At 69.1% G+C, this 21,475-nt stretch carries 19 protein-coding genes and 1 pseudogene; 9 read left to right on the forward strand and 11 right to left on the reverse strand.

Annotated features, from left to right (window positions below):
- Positions 1-58: 58 nt before the first annotated feature.
- Entirely contained in the window at positions 59-1,432 is a 1,374-nt protein-coding gene (locus tag OG709_RS28200; protein WP_329168036.1) for a hypothetical protein, read from the reverse strand.
- 220 nt (positions 1,433-1,652) lie between these two features.
- Between OG709_RS28200 and OG709_RS28205 the strand changes: the two genes are divergently transcribed.
- From OG709_RS28205 to OG709_RS28220, 4 genes are all read left to right on the forward strand, one after another.
- The gene (locus OG709_RS28205; protein ID WP_250304702.1) at positions 1,653-1,847 is read left to right on the forward strand and encodes a cupin-like domain-containing protein; all 195 of its coding nucleotides are present in this window, start codon (positions 1,653-1,655) and stop codon (positions 1,845-1,847) included.
- Positions 1,848-2,256: 409 nt separating this feature from the next.
- Positions 2,257-3,621 carry an FG-GAP repeat domain-containing protein gene (locus tag OG709_RS28210; RefSeq protein ID WP_329168037.1) on the forward strand — a complete coding sequence of 455 codons (1,365 nt, stop codon included), beginning with the start codon at positions 2,257-2,259 and terminating at the stop codon, positions 3,619-3,621.
- A 173-nt stretch (positions 3,622-3,794) separates the two neighbouring features.
- Positions 3,795-4,910 carry a transglycosylase family protein gene (locus OG709_RS28215; protein ID WP_284349455.1) on the forward strand — a complete coding sequence of 372 codons (1,116 nt, stop codon included), beginning with the start codon at positions 3,795-3,797 and terminating at the stop codon, positions 4,908-4,910.
- 72 nt (positions 4,911-4,982) lie between these two features.
- Positions 4,983-6,713: an endonuclease/exonuclease/phosphatase family protein gene (locus OG709_RS28220; RefSeq protein WP_250304698.1), complete on the forward strand. Its 1,731-nt coding sequence runs from the start codon at positions 4,983-4,985 to the stop codon at positions 6,711-6,713.
- 53 nt (positions 6,714-6,766) lie between these two features.
- Here OG709_RS28220 and OG709_RS28225 read toward each other — a convergent pair whose 3' ends face one another.
- Entirely contained in the window at positions 6,767-7,444 is a 678-nt protein-coding gene (locus OG709_RS28225) for a response regulator transcription factor (protein WP_329168040.1), read from the reverse strand.
- Complete coding sequence (locus OG709_RS28230; protein ID WP_326693835.1) at positions 7,428-8,387, reverse strand: sensor histidine kinase; 960 nt, start codon at positions 8,385-8,387, stop codon at positions 7,428-7,430. The genes OG709_RS28225 and OG709_RS28230 overlap by 17 nt, the downstream gene beginning before the upstream one ends.
- Positions 8,388-8,801: 414 nt before the next feature.
- Between OG709_RS28230 and OG709_RS28235 the strand changes: the two are divergent.
- Positions 8,802-9,014: pseudogene (locus OG709_RS28235) on the forward strand (metallophosphoesterase); the annotation flags it as partial.
- Between the two features lie 503 nt (positions 9,015-9,517).
- Here OG709_RS28235 and OG709_RS28245 read toward each other — a convergent pair.
- Positions 9,518-9,733, reverse strand: a complete 216-nt coding sequence (locus tag OG709_RS28245) for a DUF5988 family protein (RefSeq protein WP_250304696.1) — start codon at positions 9,731-9,733, stop codon at positions 9,518-9,520.
- 35 nt (positions 9,734-9,768) lie between these two features.
- Positions 9,769-11,331 carry an acyl-CoA carboxylase subunit beta gene (locus tag OG709_RS28250; protein ID WP_266640346.1) on the reverse strand — a complete coding sequence of 521 codons (1,563 nt, stop codon included), beginning with the start codon at positions 11,329-11,331 and terminating at the stop codon, positions 9,769-9,771.
- A gap of 215 nt (positions 11,332-11,546) precedes the next feature.
- On the opposite strand from OG709_RS28250, the gene OG709_RS28255 reads away from it, so the two are divergent.
- The 3 genes from OG709_RS28255 (at position 11,547) to OG709_RS28265 (ending at position 13,926) form a co-directional block, all read left to right on the forward strand.
- Positions 11,547-12,227 carry a DUF4232 domain-containing protein gene (locus OG709_RS28255; RefSeq protein WP_266640344.1) on the forward strand — a complete coding sequence of 227 codons (681 nt, stop codon included), beginning with the start codon at positions 11,547-11,549 and terminating at the stop codon, positions 12,225-12,227.
- 139 nt (positions 12,228-12,366) lie between these two features.
- Entirely contained in the window at positions 12,367-13,194 is an 828-nt protein-coding gene (locus tag OG709_RS28260) for a metallophosphoesterase family protein (protein WP_266640343.1), read from the forward strand.
- A gap of 12 nt (positions 13,195-13,206) precedes the next feature.
- Entirely contained in the window at positions 13,207-13,926 is a 720-nt protein-coding gene (locus OG709_RS28265) for a 4'-phosphopantetheinyl transferase family protein (RefSeq protein WP_329168043.1), read from the forward strand.
- Between the two features lie 117 nt (positions 13,927-14,043).
- Here the strand turns inward: OG709_RS28265 and OG709_RS28270 are convergent, their stop codons facing one another.
- From OG709_RS28270 to OG709_RS28295, 6 genes are all read right to left on the reverse strand, one after another.
- A complete protein-coding gene (locus OG709_RS28270; protein WP_250304691.1) occupies positions 14,044-15,399 on the reverse strand; it encodes an aminotransferase family protein in 1,356 nt (451 codons plus the stop codon).
- 53 nt (positions 15,400-15,452) lie between these two features.
- Positions 15,453-16,451 carry a 3-oxoacyl-[acyl-carrier-protein] synthase III C-terminal domain-containing protein gene (locus tag OG709_RS28275; RefSeq protein ID WP_250304690.1) on the reverse strand — a complete coding sequence of 333 codons (999 nt, stop codon included), beginning with the start codon at positions 16,449-16,451 and terminating at the stop codon, positions 15,453-15,455.
- Complete coding sequence (locus OG709_RS28280) at positions 16,448-17,125, reverse strand: SRPBCC family protein (protein WP_250304689.1); 678 nt, start codon at positions 17,123-17,125, stop codon at positions 16,448-16,450. The genes OG709_RS28275 and OG709_RS28280 overlap by 4 nt, the downstream gene beginning before the upstream one ends.
- Positions 17,097-18,833 (reverse strand): thiamine pyrophosphate-binding protein, encoded by a 1,737-nt coding sequence (locus OG709_RS28285; RefSeq protein WP_329168045.1) that lies wholly within the window; start codon positions 18,831-18,833, stop codon positions 17,097-17,099. The genes OG709_RS28280 and OG709_RS28285 overlap by 29 nt, the downstream gene beginning before the upstream one ends.
- Positions 18,834-19,057: 224 nt before the next feature.
- On the reverse strand, positions 19,058-19,534 hold the full coding sequence (locus OG709_RS28290) for a hypothetical protein (protein ID WP_329168047.1): 477 nt from the start codon (positions 19,532-19,534) through the stop codon (positions 19,058-19,060).
- A 4-nt stretch (positions 19,535-19,538) separates the two neighbouring features.
- Positions 19,539-19,967: a DUF6069 family protein gene (locus OG709_RS28295; protein ID WP_250304686.1), complete on the reverse strand. Its 429-nt coding sequence runs from the start codon at positions 19,965-19,967 to the stop codon at positions 19,539-19,541.
- Positions 19,968-20,289: 322 nt separating this feature from the next.
- Between OG709_RS28295 and mqnE the strand changes: the two genes are divergently transcribed.
- Positions 20,290-21,453, forward strand: coding sequence for an aminofutalosine synthase MqnE (gene mqnE, locus OG709_RS28300; RefSeq protein ID WP_250304685.1), 1,164 nt, complete (start codon positions 20,290-20,292; stop codon positions 21,451-21,453).
- The last annotated feature ends 22 nt before the right edge of the window (positions 21,454-21,475 follow it).

The following is a 21,475-nucleotide window of genomic DNA, read 5'->3' on the forward strand; positions in this document are numbered from 1 at the left end:
CCAACCGACAAACTGAGCAATCCCGTTGGTGAACTTCCGCTTACGGCGGGCCGACGGTTCACCCTGGAGGAAGCGGGGCCACATAGGCCGTGTACGCGGTGAGCTGCTGTGCGCCCGGGAGCCGGTGCGGGGTCCAGCCCCGGGCGTAGTCCGGTGGCCGCTGCCCCACCGGTACGAGAACCGCGGTCGGCCGCTGGGCGGCGGTCCCGGTGATGCCCCGGACCGTGGTGTTGGCGTTGTTGCCCGCGGTCGCGGCGGAGGCGCAGCCCGCGTAGTAGCCGATGGGGATGGCGTTGTCCCCGGTGACCAGGCAGGGCGGGGTGACGCCGAGCCCGTGCAGGCCGGTCGCGACCCGCGCGTAGCCGTCGTGAGCGGCGGCATTGCGGGTGACCGTGTGGGACAGCACGACGTACTGGCCCACCAGATGCCCCATCAGTACCAGCGTCACCAGGCCGGTCGTGACCGGCCGCAGCCGCGGCCTGCCCGCCCCGGCAGCCAGCCACCACAGGCATTCGGCGACCGGCAGGGACAGCAGGGCGTATGCAGGAAGCAGGAAGCGCGGTGCGGCGTAGTTGATCAGCAGCAGGTACGGCACCGCCATCGACACCCCGCACAGCGTGGGCAACAGCACGGCCGGCAGGCGGCGGGCCCGCCGGGCGACGGCCACCCCGCCCGCGGCGAGCAGCGGCAGGGCGAACCACCACAGCGACTCTCCCTTGTTCGTCCACGGAACATCGCACGGCCGGCACAGTGTGCGTCCGCTCAGCGCCCTCAACTGGTCGGTGAAGGCCAGGTTCCAGCTGATGCCGCCCTCGACCAGGCCCGAGGTGTGCAGCCGGGCCACCACGCCCCCGTACCGCAGGTACGACTCCACGACCCATTCCGCCCCGCCCGCCACCAGCCCGGCGGCGAGGGCGGCGAACACGGCCGGGCGACGCCACTCACGGACCAGGAGCGCAGCGAGGACCAGCGGCAGGGCGAGCCAGAATCCGTCCGGCGGGCGCAGCAGCACCACCGCGCCGAGACAGAGCGCGGTACCCAGCAGGGCCCAGCGGTCCTGCGGGCCGGAGTGCGCGGTGGTCACCACCCGCAGGAAGAAACCGGCGCAGGCCAGTGCGCCGAGCGCGACCCACAGATTGGGCATCGCCTGCGGCCCGTAGAACTGGGTGATCCACAGCCCGGCGAACAGCACGCCCGCGAGCGCCAGCCGCAGCGCGGGCTGGAACCGGCGCCAGACCCAGAGCGCCCCCAGCAGACCGGCGCCGGACAGTACGGCCAGGTAGCAGCGGAGCGCCACGGTCGAGGAGGTCAGCACCGCTACGGGCGCCACCAGGTACGAGATGCCACGGGCGCGCGGCGCACTGAAGAACGCCGCAGGCGCGTGCGAACCCACCTGGCTGACATAGACCGCCTCGTCCCAGCCAAGACCCAAATTCGGTCGTACGAAAAGGAACTGGCAGGCAGTGAAGGCCACAGCGACCCCCACCAGCCATCCGGTTCCCGCGCGGGACAGGACCGCGGGGGAAGATTCTCCCAGGTTCCCGATTCTCTGTTCTTCGGAATGTGTCCCCGTCATACGCGCACCGTACAAGCAAGTACGAGATCTGACCTGGAACGAGTGCCGGGCCGCCTACCCCTTTCCTGGAAATCTGGTGAACAGCCAGCTGGATCTCGCTACCCCCGACCTGCTGCGTTTTCCCTGGCTGCGCGGGGCGAAATTCTTCCATGCGCGGGTCCGTCCCGGTGATGTCCTCTTCATTCCGCTGAGGGCCCGGGATTTCGTTGTGCACGGCCTGTTCCACCGGCGGGAGGACACCCGGTTCTTCTTCAGCCCGGCTTCGGAGTGACCACGATCGAGGTCGACGACCCTCATGTGATGCACATCGACGCCACCCTCGCACCGCTCGCGGTGCGGTACGCGGCCGACCGCATCGCTGTGGCGCCGGATAGCCGCCGGATGAGCCGGCGCGTATCGAAGGTTGTACCGGTGGCGTTTCCTTTTGCTCTTCACAGGCGATTTCTGGTGCGACCTTTTGCTCTTCTTGGGCAACAACGGACATCGGCAATTGTTCGCGGCGGTCTTCCGTGCCACGTTACGTGCGCCGAGCCGGGCCGCTGACGAGCGGTCTCCGGCAGTGGCGTTCCTCGAATCCGACGCGTCCTGTGCAGCGGAACGAGTGCGTCCTTTTCCGGGCCGCTCTACGTACGGATACACGTCGGCCTTCTTCTTCTGTGGAGGTATTGGTGCATTTTCGTTTGCTCGGAAGTCGCTTCGCCCTGTCGGCGCTGGGAGTGGCGCTGTGCGTCGGTGTGACCGCGCCGGTGAGCGCGAGCGCGGACAGTGGGGGTTCTGTCCTCGGGGCCGTCACGCAGAGCGGATCCGGTCAGAGACCCGAGGGCCAGGCGGGCCAGGCACTCCGGACCGATCCGAACACACTCACGTCGGCCCAGCTCACCCCGCCTGCGCTCACCAGGACCGAAGTCATGTCCCGGGCGGCGAGCTGGGTCGACCTCGGCCTGGTCTACAGCAACACCGCGTATTACCAGGGCTACCGCATGGACTGCTCGGGCTATGCGTCGATGGCCTGGAAGCTCGGCACGTCGCTGGTGACCGGCACGTTCAACTCCTCGGGCGTCACGGAGGACATCACCAAGGCCGAACTCAAGGCCGGGGACGCCCTCAACAACCCCGCCGCCGGTGCGCAGGGCCACATCGCCCTGTTCGAGAAGTGGACCGACTCCTCCAAGTCCGCTTACTGGGGCTACGAGTTCAGCGGATCGGGTGTCCACCACCGGAAGATCCCGTACCCGTACTTCTCGGGCCACGGCACCTTCCACCCGGTCCACAACAAGGCCATCGTCGATGTGTCCGACCCGGGCATGACGAACCTCGCCGCAGTGGGCGATCAGACCGGTGACGGCATCCCCGACATCATCGCCACCAAGGTCTCCAACGGAAAGCTGTACCGGTACTCCGGCCCCGACTACAGCGGTGCCACCCGGGTGGAGATCGGGACCGGCTGGAACTCCTTCGACTCCGTCACGGCGGTCGGTGACCTGAACGGTGACGGGGTGACCGACATCGTCGCGGCCAAGGGCGACGGAACGCTGTACCGCTACTCGGGTCCCGACTACACCGGTCCGGCCCGGGTGGAGATCGGCACCGGCTGGGCGGCGATGACCAGCATCACCGGAGTGGGCGATCTGACCGGTGACGGCATACCGGACCTTCTCGCCGTCGAGAAGTCGAGCGGGGCCCTGTACCGGTACTCCGGCCCCAACTACAGCGGTGCCACCCGGGTGCAGATCGGGACCGGCTGGAACTCCTTCGACTCCGTCACGGCGGTCGGTGACCTGAACGGTGACGGGGTGACCGACATCATCGCGGCCAAGGGCGACGGAACGCTGTACCGCTACTCGGGTCCCGACTACACCGGTCCGGCCCGGGTGGAGATCGGCACCGGCTGGGACTCCATGAACAACCTGGTGAGTCCGGGCGACCTCAACGGTGACGGCATTCCCGACCTGCTGGGCGTCAAGCTGTCCACCTCTCAGCTCTTCCGCTACACCGGTCCGGCGTTCAGCGGCGCGAGCCGCACCGAGATCGGCACCGGCTGGTAGTCCGGGCCACCGACTTCGCCGTGCGGGCCGGGGCATGCGGGCCGGCTCGGGAGCAGGCCCCGGGCGTTCCGGCCCGCACGGCGAAGTCCACCCCTCTGCGACTCCCCGACCTCCGACTCCCCGACTTCCGACTTCCCGACTTCCCGACTTCGATTCTCCGACGAAGGAGCCTCGTGACACGCGTACGCCGTTTCCCGTCCGCACTGCGCTCGTCGGCCGCCGCCGCGGTCTTCGCCCTGAGCCTGGCCGTCGTCACTCCCGCGTCGGCTGCCTCGGTCAGCACCTGGGACAAGGTCGCCCGCTGTGAGAGCGGCGGCAACTGGAGCATCGACACCGGCACCACCTACACCGGCGGCCTGCAGATCAGTGGCTACAACTGGCAGCACTACGGCGGCACCGCCTATGCACCCCACGCCTACCAGGCGACCAAGAAACAGCAGATCCTCATCGCCGAGAAGATCCTCGCCGACCAGGGCGCCGGTGCCTGGACGTGCAGTCCCGGTACCGGCCTGTCGACGGACACCGCGGACCCGTATCCGCTGCCGCGGATGGCGAATCTGACGAATGTGGGTGACCTGACCGGTGACGGTGTGCCGGACCTCATCGCCGTCAAGAGGTCCACCGGTGTTCTGTACCGCTATTCGGGTCCTGATTTCAGTGGTGACACCCGGGTGCAGATCGGTACCGGCTGGGGATCGATGACCGACGTGACCGCGGTCGGTGACCAGAACGGCGACGGGGTCACGGACATCCTGGCGACCGCGTCCGACGGAACGCTGTACCGCTACTCGGGTCCCGACTACAGCGGTCCGGCCCGGGTGGAGATCGGCACCGGCTGGACATCCATGACCGACGCCACCGGGGTGGGCGACCTGACCGGTGACGGTGTGCCGGACCTCATCGCCGTCAAGAGGTCCACCGGTGTTCTGTACCGGTACTCGGGTCCTGATTTCAGTGGTGACACCCGGGTGCAGATCGGTACCGGCTGGGGATCGATGACCGACGTGACCGCGGTCGGTGACCAGAACGGCGACGGGGTCGCCGACATCCTGGCCGCCGACGCCCGCGGCAAGCTCTACCGCTACACCGGCCCCGACTACTCCGGCGGCGGAAGGGTGCAGATCGGCACCGGCTGGGACGTCATGGCCGAGCTCGTCGGACCCGGCAACATCACCGGCAGCGCCGTCCCCGACCTGCTGGCCGTGAACGTGGTCAGTGGCGTTCTCTACCGCTATGCCGGTCCCGATTTCAGCGGCGCGACCCGTACCGGCATCGGTACCGGCTGGTAGTCCCGGGCGCCGCCGCCGCGATGGCGCCCGCCCAGTAACGACCACTCCTCCCGTCCGACAGGAGAACCCTTCGTGCGTCCGCATCACCGCATCACCCGCGCCGGGCGCGACGGCGCCGTCCCGATGCCCCGAGGAACCGCGCGCCTCACCCGCCGGTGGGCCGCGATCTGCTCGCTGCTTCTGCTGCTGATGGCGCTGCCGACGTATGCGCAGGCCGACTCGCTGCCCGTCACCACCCCGCAGTCGTTGCACTTCGTCAGCTACAACATCTGCGGCAGCGCATGCCCGAAGAGCGCCACCGACAGCGCCACCAACCGTATGAACGCGGTGGTCGCCCAGGCATCCCCGCAGGGATGGAACACCGATGCGATCTTCCTGCAGGAGGTGTGCGAGGACCAGTACGACACGTTCAACACCCGTCTGCAGCCGCTCGGTTACCACGGGAAGTTCACCGCGACGATCGCCGCCGGCGGCAGCGCGACCGCCTGCAAGGGGAAGTACGCCTACGGTGTGGCGTTGTTCGTCAAGGGGCCGATCCTCGCCTCGACGGTGCTGCCGCTGACCGTCGGCAACGAAGTGGAGAAGATCCTCGTCCCCTGTGTGCGCACCACCCTCCACGGCAGGGACACCTGGGCGTGCTCGGTCCATCTGTACTGGAAGGACGCAGCCCTCAACCAGGCCGAATCGGTCAAACTCGCGGCACAGGCCAAGGCCTGGGAGGACGCCGGTACCCCGGTGGTCCTCGGCGGTGACTTCAACGCAACGCCCCGCAGCACCTCACTGGGCAGCTTCTACAGCCCCAGCGCCGACGACGGCGGACACGGCCGGTTCATCGAGGCGGACGAAACCGACAAGGACTCCTTCAACCAGCAGGTGTGCGACCCGGCGGCACGGCTGTACTGCCGGTCGGGCGAGACCACCTTCACCGGAAGCACCGTCTCCAAGCTCGACTACCTGATGTTCGGCGAGCGGTACTTCAGAGCCGCGCAGGGTGACGTCCTGCCCCGCGACGCAACGGTCTCCGACCACCAGCTGTACCGCGGCGCCGTGTCATGGGCCGGCATGTCGGGTGCTGCGAGCGTGGGGGACCTGACGGGCGACTCGGCCGGCGACATCGTCGCGATCGCCCGCGCCAGTGGAACTCTCTACCGGTACGCGGGCCCTGCTTACAGCGGCGCCTCCAGGGTGTCGCTCGGCGGCGGCTGGAACGTCTACGACCGGATCGTCGGGGTCGGTGACCTGACCGGTGACGGTGTGTCCGATCTGCTCGCCGTCGACGGCGACGGCGGCCTGTTCCGCTACTCGGGCCCCGATTACGCCGCCGACAGCAAGGTACAGATCGGCACCGGCTGGAGCGGCATGGCCGGTATCAGCGCGGTAGGCGACCTGACCGGGGACGACGTCCCCGACATCGTGGCGGTCGCACGGTCGACGGGCGCTCTCTACCGGTACACGGGCCCCGGTTTCCCGGGCGGATCGCGGGTCGGTATCGGCACCGGCTGGAACGTCTACAACCAGCTCGCCGGGGTCGGCGACCTGACGGGTGACAGCGTGTCGGATCTGCTGGCAGTCGATGCCAACGGTGACCTGTTCCGCCTCTCGGGTCCTGACTACGCCGACAGCAGCAAGGCACGGACCGGAACGGGCTGGAACTCGATGAGCAACATCACCGGGGTCGGCGACCTGACCGGTGACGGCGCACCCGACATCATCGCCACCAAGGCGGCGACCGGTGAGCTGTACCGGTACTCGGGACCGGGTTTCGCCGGCGGTGCGCGCGTCCTCATCGGCACCGGCTGGTAGCAGCGGTCCCTCCGCCCCGGGCCGCCCGCACAGGCGGTCCGGGGCGGAGTCGGTCAGCCGTGGCCGGCCGTACGCCTCGGGGCGCCGGACACGATCAGCGATGCGGCGACGGCCTTGTTCACCGCGTCGATCCGCGAGACGGCTCCGAGCTTCGCGAAGACGTTCCGCAGATGCCGCTTGACGGTGGCTTCGGTGATGGCCAGCCGGTCGGCGACCTGACTGTTGCTCAGCGCCAGCGCGACCAGTTCCAGCACTTCGAGTTCGCGGTCCGACAGACCGGGTCCGTACGCACCGGACCGCATCCGGGCCAGGGTCTCCCGGGACACGGCGTGCACCAGGCGTTCCGCGTCGCGGTGCACGCTACGGATCGCGGACACCAGTTCGTGCCGGCTCACACTCTTGACCAGGTAGCCGCGTACACCCGCGGTGACGAGCCGGTGCAGCAGCCGCGGTTCGTCGAACATGCTCAAGATGATGATCCGCGAGGCCGGTGAGACGGTGCGGATCCTCCGTACCGTCTCTGTGACCTCGCCCCCCGGCAGTTCCACATCGAGCAGCACGATGTCCGGGCGATGCCGCCTGGCCTGTTCCACCCCGTCCCCACTGGTGGCGGCGCCGCCGACCACCACCAGGTCGTTGTAGGAGTCCAGGATCTCTTGCAGTCCGTCGCGGACCAGGGTGTGGTCGTCGATCAGCAGCAGCCGGATCCGGGCGTCACGTGATGTTCTCAACGCTGCGTCCTCTCAGTGGGACGGCGAAGCGGACCACGGTGCCCACGTCGATCACACTCGCCAGGGCCAGCTGCCCGCCGAGCAGTTCGGTCCGCTCCGCCATCGAGATCAGGCCGAAACCCTCGCGGGCCGTGCCGGTGGTGTCGAAGCCGCGACCGTTGTCCAGGACGGTGCCACGCAGTTCGTGGGGGGTGATGGCCACGGTGATGCGGAGCGAGCGGGGCCGCGCGTGCGCCAGCGCGTTACGGGCCGCCTCCCGCAGCACCAGGAAGCATTCGTCGAGCACTCTGGGCGGCGCCCAGGTCTCGTCGCCGCTGACCTGGATTCCCACCAGTGAATCGCCGGTGTCGGCGGCCCCCAGATACGCGCGTAGCGCCGCGTCGAGACTGCGCGGCGGCTGCTGATCGTGCAGCGTGGACGTCACCACGCGCAGATGTCGCATCGACTCCTGGAGCGCCTCCCAGGCCTCCTCCCAGTGGCCTTCCGCGACGGGCGGATCGCTGGCCCGGCGTATGTCGTACAGCTCCAGCTGCCGCTGCGTCATGCTCAGGCAGTAGCCCATCCGGTCGTGCAGCTCTCTGGCGATCCGGCGGCGTTCCTCGGCCAGCGCCCTCGGTACACCACTCGGCGCCACCCCCGTGTGCTCCGCGAACGACGCGTGCATGCGGACGGCGAGGATCCGCTGAAGGGTCGTCACGAGCGCCTGCCATGCGTGCGGAGCCATCGGTTCCGCCGGTATGTACGGAGTGACCACCGACAGCACCGCGTCGAAGAGCAGTGACATGGATTCGGTGATCTCGTACGGGTCCGCGCGCGCCGCCGCGATCCTGGTGTGCTCCCCTCCGCCCGCGCCGTCCGTCCGGCCGGTCTCTGCGGGACCTGCGCCGAGGGCGCGGGTGAGTTCCGTGAGAATGCCGTGTGCGTCGGCGAGTGCCCTGTCCATCGCGTCAGGGTTGTTCGCGGTCTGTGCTCCTGTGAGCCGGACCCTGTCCTCGTACGCCGCGAGGATCTCTTTCCGAAGAGATGAGATCAGTCCGGCTGTTTCGTCGGCCACTGCTCTTGGTGCTTGTCGTGTTCGTGCCATGCGATGCCCCCACCTGCACGTTTCCTGCGACGTCACAAATTTTGTTGCATTCAACACTATTCTGCCCGGGAGTGACGATCCCCGGAGTGTGGCCAGAAGGACGCCGCGCGGACCGTCGGCGTTCATCCGGACGGCTTCCCGCGCGTGCGGTGGGGTGGGTCCGGGGTTCCCGTGAAGACCGTGGAAGGCGGTTCGGCGCTCCGTCGCATTCGATACAAGGAGCCTCATTCGTAAGCTCGTTGGATCCACATCGACAGCGCGGGAGAGGACAGGATGATGCCCGGAGAGCTCTTGGCCATCAGCGATCTCCATGTCGCGTACGCGGAGAACCGCAGCATCGTCGAGGAGCTGTGTCCCGCGTCCGACGACGACTGGCTGATCGTCGCCGGGGACGTCGGGGAGATGTCCGAGGACATCATCTGGGCGCTGACCACGCTCAGCAGGGCCTTCGCCGAGGTCGTCTGGACGCCGGGCAACCATGAGCTGAGGCCCGGCTGAAGGAGACCGAGGTGCGGCCGGCCGCCAGACCTGGAACCGGCGCCGGACCCCGAGCACCCCCAGCAGACCGGCGCCGGACAGTACGGCCAGGTAGCGGCGGAGCACCACGGTCGAGGAGGTCAGCGCCGCGAGGGGTGCCACCAGGTACGAGATGTCACGGGCGCGCGTGCGCACTGAAGAACGCCGCCGGTGCGTGCGAACCCACCTGGCTGACATGGACCGCCTCGTCCCAGCCAAGACCCAAGTCCGGCCGTACGAAAAGAAACTGGCAGGCGGTGAAGGCCGCCGCAACCCCCACCGGCTATCCGGTGCCCGTACGGGAGAGGACAGCGGGAGAAGATCCGCCCAAGATCCCGACTCTCTGTTCGTCGGAATGCGTCCCGGTCATGCGCGCACGGTACAAGCAACTACGGCAGTGCGAAGCGATACCGCGCGGGCAGCGGCGTGCCACATCGGTCAGGACGTAGGCGGCGGTCAGGGCAGCCCCACCCTCACTCGGCGACGTAGGTGCACTGGGTCCAGACGAAGACCCGGAACTCCTGGCCGTCCCGTACGGAGATCTCGGGCGTCGGCTCGAAGTGGTCGTACCGGTGTCCCCGGAACACCTTCACCTTCTCCTCGGTGTCGGCGACGTAGCGGGTCCGGTGGCCGTCGAGTTCCGAAGGTCCGCCGACCAGCAGGACGTTGGGGGAGTGGGTCACGGTCATGTGCCTTCTGCCTTCCCTCGCAGGTGTGGGTACGTTCACTGGGGCGGGTTGCCGTGCTTCCTGGACGGCAGGTCCGCGTGTTTGGTGGCGAGCATCGCCAGGGAGTCGATGAGGACCTGACGTGTCTCGGCCGGGTCGATGATGTCGTCGACCAGACCGCGTTCGGCGGCGTGGTACGGGTGCATCAGCTCCGCGGTGTACTCCTTGACCAGCTGCGCACGCCGCGCGTCCGGGTCCTCGGCCGCGGCGAGTTCCCGCCGGAAGACCACGTCGGTGGCGCCCTCGGCGCCCATCACCGCTATCTCGTTCGTCGGCCAGGCGAAGGAGAGGTCGGCGCCGATGGAACGGGAGTCCATGACGATGTAGGCGCCGCCGTACGCCTTGCGCAGGATCAGCTGGATCCGGGGGACCGTCGCGTTGCAGTACGCGTACAGCAGCTTCGCCCCGTGCCGGATGATGCCCTGGTGCTCCTGGGACGTGCCCGGCAGGAAGCCGGGCACGTCCACCAGGGTGACGAGCGGGATGTTGAACGAGTCGCAGAACTGCACGAAGCGCGCCGCCTTCTCGCTCGCCGCGATGTCCAGCGCGCCCGCCAGCGACTGCGGCTGGTTGGCGACGACACCGGCGGTCCGCCCGCCGAGCCGCACCAGCGCGCAGACCACGTTCGTCGCCCATGACGGATGCACCTCGAACAGTTCGCCGTCGTCCACGATCTCCTCGATGACGGCGCGCATGTCGTAGGCGTGCGAAGGGTTGACCGGCACCAGGTCGAGCAGGGCCCCGGTGCGGCGGTCCGGCGGGTCGTCGGACGGTGCGGGGGGCGGCAGTTCGCGGTTGTTGGCGGGCAGCATCGACAGCAGGTACCGCACCTCGTCCAGGCAGCTCTCCTCGTCGTCGTAGGTGAAGGCGGCGACCCCCGAGGCCGTCGCGTGCACCTGCGCGCCGCCGAGACCGTTCTGCGAGACGGCCTCGCCGGTGACGGCCTGGACGACGTCCGGCCCGGTGATGAACATCTGCGCGATGTCGCGGACCATGAAGACGAAGTCGCTGAGTGCGGGGGAGTAGGCGGCGCCGCCCGCGCAGGGGCCGAGCATCACACTGATCTGGGGGATGACACCGGAGTAGCGGACGTTGCGCCGGAAGATGCCGCCGTACCCGGCGAGCGCCGTGACACCTTCCTGGATCCGGGCCCCGGCTCCGTCGCAGAGCCCCACGACGGGACATCCGGCCGTACCCGCCAGGTCCAGGAGCTTGTGGATCTTCTCCGCGTGGGCCTCGCCCAGCGCACCTCCGAAGATCCGGAAGTCATGGGCGTAGGCGAACACCCGCCGCCCGTGCACCAGGCCCCAGCCGGTCACCACACCGTCGGTGCGGGGCCTGCGCGCCTCCAGCCCGAACCCGGTCGCCCGGTGCCGGCGCAGCCCCTCGATCTCGGTGAAACTCCCCTCGTCGAAGAGGAGGCACAGCCGCTCCCGGACGGTCAGTTTTCCCTTCCTGTGCTGTGCGTCGGTCGCCTCGGCTCCGGGCCCGCCGCGGACTCGATCCCGCAACGCGGCCAGCTCCGCTGCTTTCACTCGTGCCGGCTCAACCGTGGTCATGCCCCCAAGTGTGTCCACCGGTCGCGCAGTTGAATTGTGGCCGTCCGGAGGACTGGTGAGAGTGCTAGGCGGATGACCGGACGGTGGCACTTCGACGGGCCGTGAGGCCGGTCCCCCTGTGACAGAACGAAGACGTCGTGGAGGACTGTCTGTAACTCGGTGCGAGATACAAATGTTCTCGACCACCTGCACCGCGCAACTCCTGGGGGAACCCCGTGAAGTACACCCGCATCACCGCTCTCGCCGCCATCAGTCTCGCCGCCACCCTCTCGCTCACCGCCTGTGACAGCGACGGCACCGTGAAGGACTCGGCCGCCAAGGGCTCCTCGTCCTCGTCCTCCTCGTCCTCGGAGGGCGGTTCGTCCTCGGACGGTGGCTCGAAGCCGGAGAGCGGCTCGGGTTCCGGTGGCACGCAGGCCGACAGCGCGAAGTCGGGCTCCGGTGAGGGCACCGGAGCCACGGACGCCGCGAACGGCGCAGCGGAGACCGGCGGCAAGGTCACGTTCTGCAAGACGGAGGACCTGGCCATAGACGCCGCGCCCGACGAAGCGGACTCCGGCAGGATCAACATCACCATGATCAACCGGGGTTCGACCACCTGCTCGGCGACCGGCTTCGCGGGCGTCGACATCAAGGACGCCGACCACACCTCGAACCCCATCGAGCGCGGCCATGCCCAGCCCCGTATCACCACCCTGAAGCCGGGCGACGCCGCTGTCTTCGACCTCGCCTACGACATCGACACCACCGGGAACAGCCTCGCGTCCCCGACCAACATCCTGGTGACGCCCCCGAACGAGACCCACACCGTGACCCTGGACTGGCCTGCGAACGCGGGGGCGATCAAGGGCGCCTACACCGACGTTCAGGTCTACCCCACGCACACGACCAACTAGTGGGCGGTTGCGCGGAACAGGCCCTGGTCGGCAGTTCAGGCCACGGGAGGCGGTTCGGCCGCTCGGCCATGACGGAGGCAAGTAGCCTCACCCGTAAGCTCGTTGGATCCACATCGACAGCGCGGGAGAGGACAGGGCGATGCCCGGAGAGCTCTTGGCCATCAGCGATCTCCATGTCGCGTACGCGGAGAACCGCAGCATCGTCGAGGAACTGCGCCCCGCGTCCGACGACGACTGGCTGATCGTCGCCGGGGACGTCGGGGAGATGTCCGAGGACATCACCTGGGCGCTGACCACGCTCAGCAGGGCCTTCGCCAAGGTCGTCTGGACGCCGGGCAACCACGAGCTGTGGACCCCGCGCGAGGATCCGTTGCAGCTCCGCGGGGTCGCGCGCTACCAGCACCTCGTGGAGATCTGCCGGAGCCTGGGCGTCGTCACCCCCGAGGACCCGTACCCCCGGTGGGAGGGGAACGGCGGGCCGGTGACCGTCGCCCCGCTGTTCCTGCTCTACGACTACACCTTCCGCACCGACCCGGGACTCTCCCAGGAGGAGGCCCTCGCCGCCGCGCGCGCCGAAGGCATCGTCTGTACGGACGAGTTCATGCTGCACCCCGACCCGTATCCGAGCAGGGAAGCCTGGTGCGAGGCCCGGCTGAAGGAGACCGAGGTGCGGCTGGCCGCCATGGACCCGGACCTGCCGGCCGTCCTGATCAACCACTATCCGCTGGTGCGTGAGCCGACCCGGATCCTGCGCTACCCCGAGTTCGGGCTCTGGTGCGGAACGGAGGGGACCGCCGACTGGCACCGGAGGTTCAACGTCGCCGCCATGGTCTACGGGCATCTGCACATCCCGCGCACGACCTGGCACGACGGGGTGCGGTTCGAGGAGGTGTCGGTCGGCTACCCGCGGGAGTGGAAACGGCCGGGGCACCCCAGCACGCTCCGTCCCCGACGCGTCCTTCAGTAGAGGGGCCGGACGATGCTGAAGGGGATCCTGCCGGCCGGTGTTGCCGTGAGCGAGGCGTTCGGCGACCCGGCGAGGGCTGAACTGTACCCGGAGGAAGCGCGGTTGATCACGCGGGCCGTCGAGGTGCGCCGCCGGGAGTTCACCACGGTGCGGCACTGCGCGCGAACGGCGCTCGCGGAGCTGGGTCTGCCCGCGATGGCGGTGCTTCCGGACGCGCACGGTGCGCCCCGCTGGCCCGATTCGGTGGTCGGCAGCCTCACGCACTGCGAGGGGTACCGGGCGGCGGCGCTCGCGTACCGGGACGACGTGCTGATGATCGGGATCGACGCCGAGCCGCACGGCCCGCTGCCGGAGGGCGTGGAGGAGGTCGTCGCCCTGCCGCAGGAGCGGGACCGGCTGTCCGCCGAGCGGGCCGAGCGGCCCGCACTGCACATGGACCGGCTGCTGTTCAGCGCCAAGGAAGCCGTCTACAAGGCCTGGTACATGTACGGGGGGCAGCGGCTCGACTTCGAGGACGCCGACATCAGCTTCGGACATCAGGGCATCGAGCCGGGGCCGGACGTCCGGTCCGCCGGGACCTTCACCGCCCGGCCGACGAGGCCGGGACTCTGGAAGGTCCCGGCCGGCGTCCGGGGCCCGGCCGGGTTCGACAGCCTGCCCGGCCGGTGGCTGGTCCGGGACGGGCTGGTGATCACCGCGATCGCGGTGCCGGGTGCCCGTACGCCCGGCTGAGCAGCGGCAGTCGGCGGCAGTCGGTGGCAGGGCCCGGCGTCCCGGAGGACCTGGCCCTGCCGCTGCTCACCTGCTCCCGACCGCTGCCCCCGACCGCCGTCGCCGGTCGGCTGCCGCCTACGCCGCGCCGGTGGCGACCACGCCCGCGTACAGCGCGTCGACGATCCGGTCCACCTGCTCCTCGGTCACGATCAGCGGCGGCGAGACGAAGAGCACCGGGCCCTCGCTGCGGACGACGACCCCGGCCCGGCGACAGGCGGCTACCACCTGGGAGGCGCGCGGGAAGGAGTCGAACTCGATCCCGGCGAGCAGCCCCACCCCACGGACGTCGCGTACGCCGTCGAGCCCCTTGAGCCGCGCCGTCAGCTGACCGCACAGCCGCTCACCGACCGCCGCCGCGTGCTCGATCAGACCGTCCTCCTCGATCACCCGCAGCACGGCCAGCGCCGCGGCGGCGCCCATCGCGTGACCGCTGGTGGTGTGCCCGTGCCGCAGGCCGCCGAGCATCGGGTCGGTGGCGAACACATCGGCGATGGCGGTCGTCATGGTGACCGCGGCGAGCGGGGCGTACCCACTCGTCAGACCCTTGGCGGTGGTGACGATGTCGGGCGTGATGCCCTCGCGCTGGTGGGCGAACCAGGCCCCCGTACGGCCCAGTCCCGTGGTCACCTCGTCGACGACCAGCAGCACCCCGTACCGGTCGCAGATGTCCCGCACACCGCGCAGGTAACCGGCGGGCAGGGGCAGCAGACCGCCCACACCGAGCACCGGTTCCACGAAGAACGCCGCGACGTTCTCCGCGCCCTGCGCCAGGACGGCCTCCTCCAGCGCCTCCGGTCCCGGCACCGCGCAGGGATCGTGCGCGGCACCGGACGCGCACTGCGCGCACCGGGGCGTGGCGATCTGGACGAACCCGCCTGGCCGCGGACCGCAGCCCGCCCAGGCGATCGGTGACGCCGACATCGCCGTCGTCCCGCTGGTCGTCCCGTGGTAGCCGTCGGCCAGCGAGATCACGGTCGTCCGCTCCGGCTGCCCCTGGAGCGTGTGGTACATCCGGACGATCCGCACCGCCGCCTCGGACGCCTCCGAACCGGAGTTGCAGAAGAGCGTACGGCTGAGCGGCTCACCCAGCAGTTCGGCCAGCTTGGCCGCGAGCAGCACCGCGGGCTCGTTCGACGAGCCCAGCAGTGCGTACGTCATCAGCTTGCCGGCCTGCTCCTGGAGGGCGGCCAGCACCCGGGGGTGGCCGTACCCGAGAGTGGCGTTGAACTGGCCGCTGCGCCCGTCCAGATAGGTGCGGCCGTACGAGTCGGTGACGTCGCAGCCCTCGCCGGAGACGATCAACAGCTGCTCGGGGTCGCCCATCGGGGTCCACGGGTGCAGCAGATGACGGCGGTCCAGCTCGGCGAGCTCGTCACCGGTGAGGGCCGGTGCGGCAGGGGCAGGGGACGGTGCAACGGAGAGATCGGTCATCGGCGCAACTCCAGAGAGAGATCGGACGGACGGCGCTGCTCACGGGACACGCGCTACCACCGGACGGCGGCGGCTGCGGCGAAGTCGCCCGCGTGCGCGAAACCGGACAGCACGACGAGGTCTCCCTTGCGGAGCTTCCCCTCGTCGCGGGCCTGGGCCAGGGTCACCGGGATACCGGCGCCGAACAGGTTGCCGTACTGGTGGAAGGTGTCGAGGTGCCGTTCCGGCTTGACGCCCAGCGCCTCCCGCCAGTTCTGCAGGAACATCTGGTTCGGCTGGTTGGTGATGAACACGTCGATGTCGGAGGTCGGCGTGCCGATGCGCTCGCACAGTTCGGTGGCGACCTGAGGCACCAGCTGGTTGCCGCGCGCGACGATCTGCGCCACCTTCCCGTCGCTGAAGCCGATGTCTATCTCGCCCTCGCCGGGCTCCCAGTACTTGCGGGTCTCCACGGAGAGGTTCATGTCGTTGGCGTACTCGACGCCCTGGTAGCTCACCACGTCAAGGATCGGCGACTCGTCGCCCGCCCGCAGGAACCCGACGCCGCAGCCGTCACCCGGTACGGGAGCGTGCTTGCGGGTCCGTACGTCCGGGCGGGCGAAGAGCTGCCCCGCCATGTTCTGCACCGAACAGATCAGTGCGCTGCGGGCGCCGCCGCCCTCGATGATCCGGCGGGCGATCTTCATCATGTAGACGAAGGAGGCGCAGCCGCTGTTGTGCACGTCGATGATCCACTCGGGCACCGGGTCGAGTCCGAGCCGGGCCGCGATGTCGGCGCCCGCCCCGGTGAAGGCACGTTCCGGCAGCGCCACGTTGGTCAGCACGATGTCCACCTGGGCATCGCCCTGTGCGCGCAGCCGTTCCAGCATCGGCCGGGCGGCCTTCTCCACCATGTCGGTGGCGGTCTCGTCCGGCGCGGCGTGACGGCGGAAGGCGGGCGCCCGGAACATGAGCCCCTCGGCGGTCTCCGTGTCCCCGTTGGCATAGAAGTCGGTCCCGACGGTGCGTTCGGGCAGGTAGCTGCCGACGTCGACCAGGCTGACGGGGGTCACCGGGCGGCCTCCGGGCCGGTCTTCGGGGTGGCCTCGGGGGCGGGGGCGACCGAGATGGGCAGGCCGTTGCTGTGGCGGTACTCAAGGATCGTCTTGAGGTTGTCCAGCTCGATGCGGTGGCCGGCGTAGAACAGCGGCCACAGGTCGCCCACCCAGATCCGGTCCGGACTCGGGGCCAGCTCCGGGTAGGGGTTCTTGTCGTAGTTGGGGTGGTGGCAGTTGGACCAGATGACCACCGAACCGGGCTTGCCGAGCACCTGCTGGGCCGGCACGATCCGGAACAGATAGATCATCCAGAGCTCTTCGCCCTGGTCCCAGGCGCAGTGGTAGTCGAGCGTCAGCGCCTCACGGTTGGGCTTGAGCGTCATGTAGATCTTGGTGTCGGGTGCCAGGGTGTCCCGGCCGACATAGAGATCGGGGGTCGCGGTCGGCGCGAAGCCACGGGTGCTGACCGTGTACTCGTCGAGGTTGTTGATGTTGCAGAGGTAGTCGAAGACCTCCTCCGGCGGACAGTCGATGTAGTCCTGGATGGTGCAGAAGTCGCCGTACACCAGGTCGTGCGGGTATGCGGCCTCGGTCCGCTCGCTCGCCCGCGCGAGGATCTCGTCCGTGCTGGTGGTCTCGCAGCGCAGCAGATCGGGAATGTCAGCCAACTGGGGTGACGTAGTCGACATGAGTCGCTCCTGAAGGAGTGGTAAGGGATTCGAGCTGACGGAGGAACGGCACGAACGGCGGCATCTCGGCCGGGTCGGCCTCGACGCAGACAAGTGCGGGACCGGGGGTGGAATTCGTCTCGGTCAGGGCGGTACGGAGTTCTCCGGCCGTGGTCGCCCGCACCGCGTTCAGTGAGGGGAACATGGCACCGGCACCGGCCGCGATGGACGAGGGTTTGAATGTGTTGAACGAGTAGTCCGCCTCGTAGAACAATTGCTCACGCGTCACGCACATGGCATGTGCGTTGTTGTTGAAGATGATGAAGGTGACCGGCAGGTCGTATTCGACGGCGGTATGAATCTCCATGCCGTGCGCGTAGAAACCCCCGTCGCCCGCCAGCACATAGGTACGCCGGCCGGTGGCGAACGCGGCGCCTATTCCGGTACCGAAACTGTGGCCCATTCCGCCCATGCCCATCGCGATGATGAATTTCCCGCGGTGCGGGGCGGTCAGGTAATGCACGGCCGCCGAACTGGCATTGCCCGCGTCGGACACCACGGGGGCGTCGTCGGGCAGCGCGGACCCGATCGCCTCCACGGCGTCGGAGAGCCGCACTCCCGGGCTGTCGGGCCGCGGCGTGACCAGGTACTCCGGGCCCCGCGCGGGCGCCGGACGGGCGGGCAGCACGGGCAACAGGGCGGACACCGCCCGCAGTTCGGCCCGCAGATCGCCGTCCACGTGCACCACCGGCGGGCCGTCGGGCTGCGGGCCGATGAAGGGTGGCTCCGGGTCGAAGCAGATCAGCGGGGTGTCCGCGAGGACCCCGTCGAGTCCGGCCCGCGCCATCACCGGCAGCCGGGTGCCCACGAGTACGCAGACCGCGGCCTCCTCCAGCTGGCGCCGCACCGTCGGGTGCCCGATCGCGCCCGCCACGCCGACATAGCGCGGTTCGCGGTTGTCGAAGGCGTCCTTGCCGTCCGGTGTCACCGCCACCGACGCGCCCAACCGGTCGGCCAGTGCGGCGAGTTCGGCCCGCGCGTCCTGGTGTCCCACGCCGTCCCCGGCGATCAGCACGATGCCGGAGCCGCCGCGCGCGGCGTCGGCCAGCAGATCGGCGGCGGCCTGCCGGTGGGCGGCGGCCGGGACGGTGGTGGGCGTCAACAGCTCGTCGAGCGGCCGGAGCGCCCCGGCGGCAGCCTGCTGGACGTCCTTGGGCAGCAGCAGCACGGCGGGCCCGCCACGTGGTGAGCGCGCGGCGTCGACCGCCGCGGCGAGCAGCTTGCCGGTGTCGGCCGGATCGTCGACCCGTGCGCAGAAGCGCGATATGGAGCCGAACAGTTCGACCGCGTTGAAGGCGCCGGACCGTCCGCTGGTGTCCTGGAACGCGCCGCGGCCCTCCAGGTCGCGGGGCGGCTGGCCGACCAGGGCGAGCAGCGGGACCCGGGCGGCGTACGCCTCCGCGACGCCCGGCACCAGATTCATCGCGCCCGCTCCCGAGGTCGCCATGACGACACCCAGTCCGCCGACCGTCCGGTGACTTCCCTCGGCCATGCAGGTGGCTGAGAATTCGTGTTTGGCGACGACGGCTTTCACCCGCCCGTCGCCGTGGTGGACGGCGTCGTACATGTCCTCGATGTTTGCGCCACCGACCCCGAATACGTGGTCGACGCCCAGTTCCGCCAGCGAGGAAATGATGTAGTCGGCGACGCGTGTATGACCGTTCCGCATTGCTCTCCCCAGGAGCCGGTGACCCACCTCATGGCTGGACGGAGGATTTTCGAGCGGGTCGGTGTACGCGGCAGACTAGCCAGCCGGAATTCGGGCGGCCATGGCGGAGAGCAAGTGGTTAGTTGTTGTACTAGTTCTTCGGGGCGGCGGGAAAGACACCCGGGCCGGAGCGGTCCGGCCCGGGTATCTTTCCCCCTGTTGCTCCGTCGAGCGGCGGCCTCGGGTCAGTGACCGTGTCCGGTCGCGCCGGCCACGGCCATCGCCCGGAAGGCGTCGCCCCGGCGCCGGGACAGCACCGCGAAACACGCCGAGAGCGCGACCAGTTCGAGCTGGTCCCAGTCACCGTCGACCTTCACCTCGACGGACTTGCCGTGGAACTTGGGCAGCCACAGGTCGATCCGGTCGCCGCCGCTGACGACCGCGGCGCGGTAGCCGCGGAAGCTCCTCGACAGCTCCCACTGCACCGCCTTGCCGCTGCCGGGGAGGAAGCTGTCCTGGTGGTCGAGGCGGAGGACCGGCGAGCTGCCGCCGACCGTTATCCCGGTCCGCCGGGGGTTGTTGACCTCGACCGGCAGGGTCCGGCCGCTCACGGTGATCTCACCGCGCCGCATCGACTTTCCGGTCTCCAGCGAGGCGTCGCCCGCGGTTCCCTCCAGTACGTACGATCCATGACTCTTCGTCAGAGTGAGTGTGGGGGGCATGGGTTCAGCCTTTCCTGACGGTTCGTGCGAGGCCGGGAACGAGTACCAGCGCTGCCACCGTGTGCAGGCAGGCCAGGGCGATCTTCGCCGACGTGGTGACTCCGCTGCCCGGTCCGGCCACCAGCGACAGCAGGAACACCACCACGGCGATGATCACCCAGGCCTTGCGTCCTCCGGACGGCCTGCGCTCCAGCAGAGCGATCAATGCCCAGGCGAGCAGCCCGGAAACGAGCGTGGCGAAGATGACCGCGGGCAGTTGCACCGAGGATGCGGACCCGTTCGTCTTCACCTCGATGTCGACGCCGAAGGCCGAGTGGGCGAGGAGCCAGACCACCACCGTGGCGAGGGTCGCCACCACCACGGTCACGATCCGCTGTCTTCCGGCACCTCTGCGGGTCGCCGTGCCGCCGGTCGCGGTACTCGTGTTCGACATGCGTCAAGCCTCCTTGCACCGGTGCGTGTGCCCGGTTCTGAACCATCCAGCGGTTAACGGGAGTTGACAGTAGCGAAGGGCTGCGTTCCGCAGGTCCCGGTCACTGTCCGGCCGTTGGCCTGTAGGGAATTCCTTAGGGGCGTGTCCGCCATGATTGAGCCTCACTCGCCTGGGGTGTTGTGCTTCGCGGGAATGTCACATCACGCCCGAGGGGCGGACGCGTACCGACAGTTCGTCGCAGCGTCCCTCCGCACGTCCGCGCACATCAGGCCGTTGTTCCCCATCGGGCACCGAAGAACACATACCTGAGGAGTTGGCACGGGTGGACGCAGGGATCAAGCGCGAGGTCGAGCAGAAGGTCCGGGCCGGCGAACGGCTCAGCCGTGAGGACGGCATCGCGCTGTACGCGTGCGACGACCTGGCGTGGCTCGGCGGCCTCGCCCACGAGGTGCGTACGCGCAAGAACGGCGACGTCGTCCACTTCAACATCAACCGTCACCTCAACATGACGAACGTGTGCACCGCCTCGTGCGCCTACTGCTCGTTCCAGCGCAAGCCGGGCGAGAAGGACGCGTACACGATGCGCATCGAGGACGCGGTGCGCCTCGCCAAGGCGATGGAGGGCGAGAACCTCACCGAGCTGCACATCGTCAACGGCCTGCACCCCAACCTGCCGTGGCGCTACTACCCCCGCTCGCTCAGCGAACTCAAGAAGGCGCTCCCGAACGTCTCCCTCAAGGCGTTCACCGCCACCGAGATCCACCACTTCGAGACGATCTCCGGGCTCTCCGCCTCCGACATCCTCGACGAGCTGATCGAGGCCGGTCTGGAGTCGCTGACCGGCGGCGGCGCCGAGATCTTCGACTGGGAGGTCCGGCAGCACATCGTCGACCACGCCACCCACTGGGAGGACTGGTCGCGCATCCACCGCCTCGCCCACGAGAAGGGCATCAAGACGCCCTGCACGATGCTGTACGGCCATGTCGAGGAGCCGCGCCACCGCGTCGACCACGTGCTGCGGCTGCGTGAACTCCAGGACGAGACCGGCGGGTTCCAGGTCTTCATCCCGCTGCGCTACCAGCACGACTTCCACGACTCGATGGACGGCGTGGTGCGCAACAAGCTGATGGCGCGGACGAAGATGGCGACGTCCGCCGAGGCGCTGAAGACCTTCGCGGTCTCGCGGCTGCTCTTCGACAACGTCCCGCACGTCAAGGTCTTCTGGGTCATGCACGGGCTGCGCACCGCCCAGCTCGCCCTCAACCACGGCGCCGACGACATCGACGGTTCGGTCGTCGAGTACAAGATCACGCACGACGCGGACGCCTACGGCACACCGGACAAGATGTCCCGCGAAGGTCTGCTCGACCTGATCCGCGACGCCGGCTTCAAGCCCGTCGAGCGCAACACCCGTTACGAGATCGTCAACGAGTTCGACGGCCCGGACGCCGACCGCCGGGAGTCCCCGCAGCCCATGCGGGTCTGACCCGTGACGGATCCGACCATGC

The organism is Streptomyces sp. NBC_01267 (assembly GCF_036241575.1).
In the GTDB taxonomy this organism is placed as follows: Bacteria; Actinomycetota; Actinomycetes; order Streptomycetales; family Streptomycetaceae; genus Streptomyces.

What these genes read in the sequence shown, in the direction of transcription:
- OG709_RS28260 (WP_266640343.1), top strand. Translation starts at nt 12,367, where the DNA reads ATGCCCGGAGAGCTCTTGGCCATCAGCGATCTCCATGTCGCGTACGCG.
- OG709_RS28280 (WP_250304689.1), bottom strand. Translation starts at nt 17,125, where the DNA reads ATGTCGACTACGTCACCCCAGTTGGCTGACATTCCCGATCTGCTGCGC.
- OG709_RS28285 (WP_329168045.1), bottom strand. Translation starts at nt 18,833, where the DNA reads ATGCGGAACGGTCATACACGCGTCGCCGACTACATCATTTCCTCGCTG.
- OG709_RS28265 (WP_329168043.1), top strand. Translation starts at nt 13,207, where the DNA reads ATGCTGAAGGGGATCCTGCCGGCCGGTGTTGCCGTGAGCGAGGCGTTC.
- OG709_RS28290 (WP_329168047.1), bottom strand. Translation starts at nt 19,534, where the DNA reads ATGCCCCCCACACTCACTCTGACGAAGAGTCATGGATCGTACGTACTG.
- OG709_RS28295 (WP_250304686.1), bottom strand. Translation starts at nt 19,967, where the DNA reads ATGTCGAACACGAGTACCGCGACCGGCGGCACGGCGACCCGCAGAGGT.
- OG709_RS28245 (WP_250304696.1), bottom strand. Translation starts at nt 9,733, where the DNA reads ATGACCGTGACCCACTCCCCCAACGTCCTGCTGGTCGGCGGACCTTCG.
- OG709_RS28270 (WP_250304691.1), bottom strand. Translation starts at nt 15,399, where the DNA reads ATGACCGATCTCTCCGTTGCACCGTCCCCTGCCCCTGCCGCACCGGCC.
- OG709_RS28230 (WP_326693835.1), bottom strand. Translation starts at nt 8,387, where the DNA reads ATGGACAGGGCACTCGCCGACGCACACGGCATTCTCACGGAACTCACC.
- OG709_RS28250 (WP_266640346.1), bottom strand. Translation starts at nt 11,331, where the DNA reads ATGACCACGGTTGAGCCGGCACGAGTGAAAGCAGCGGAGCTGGCCGCG.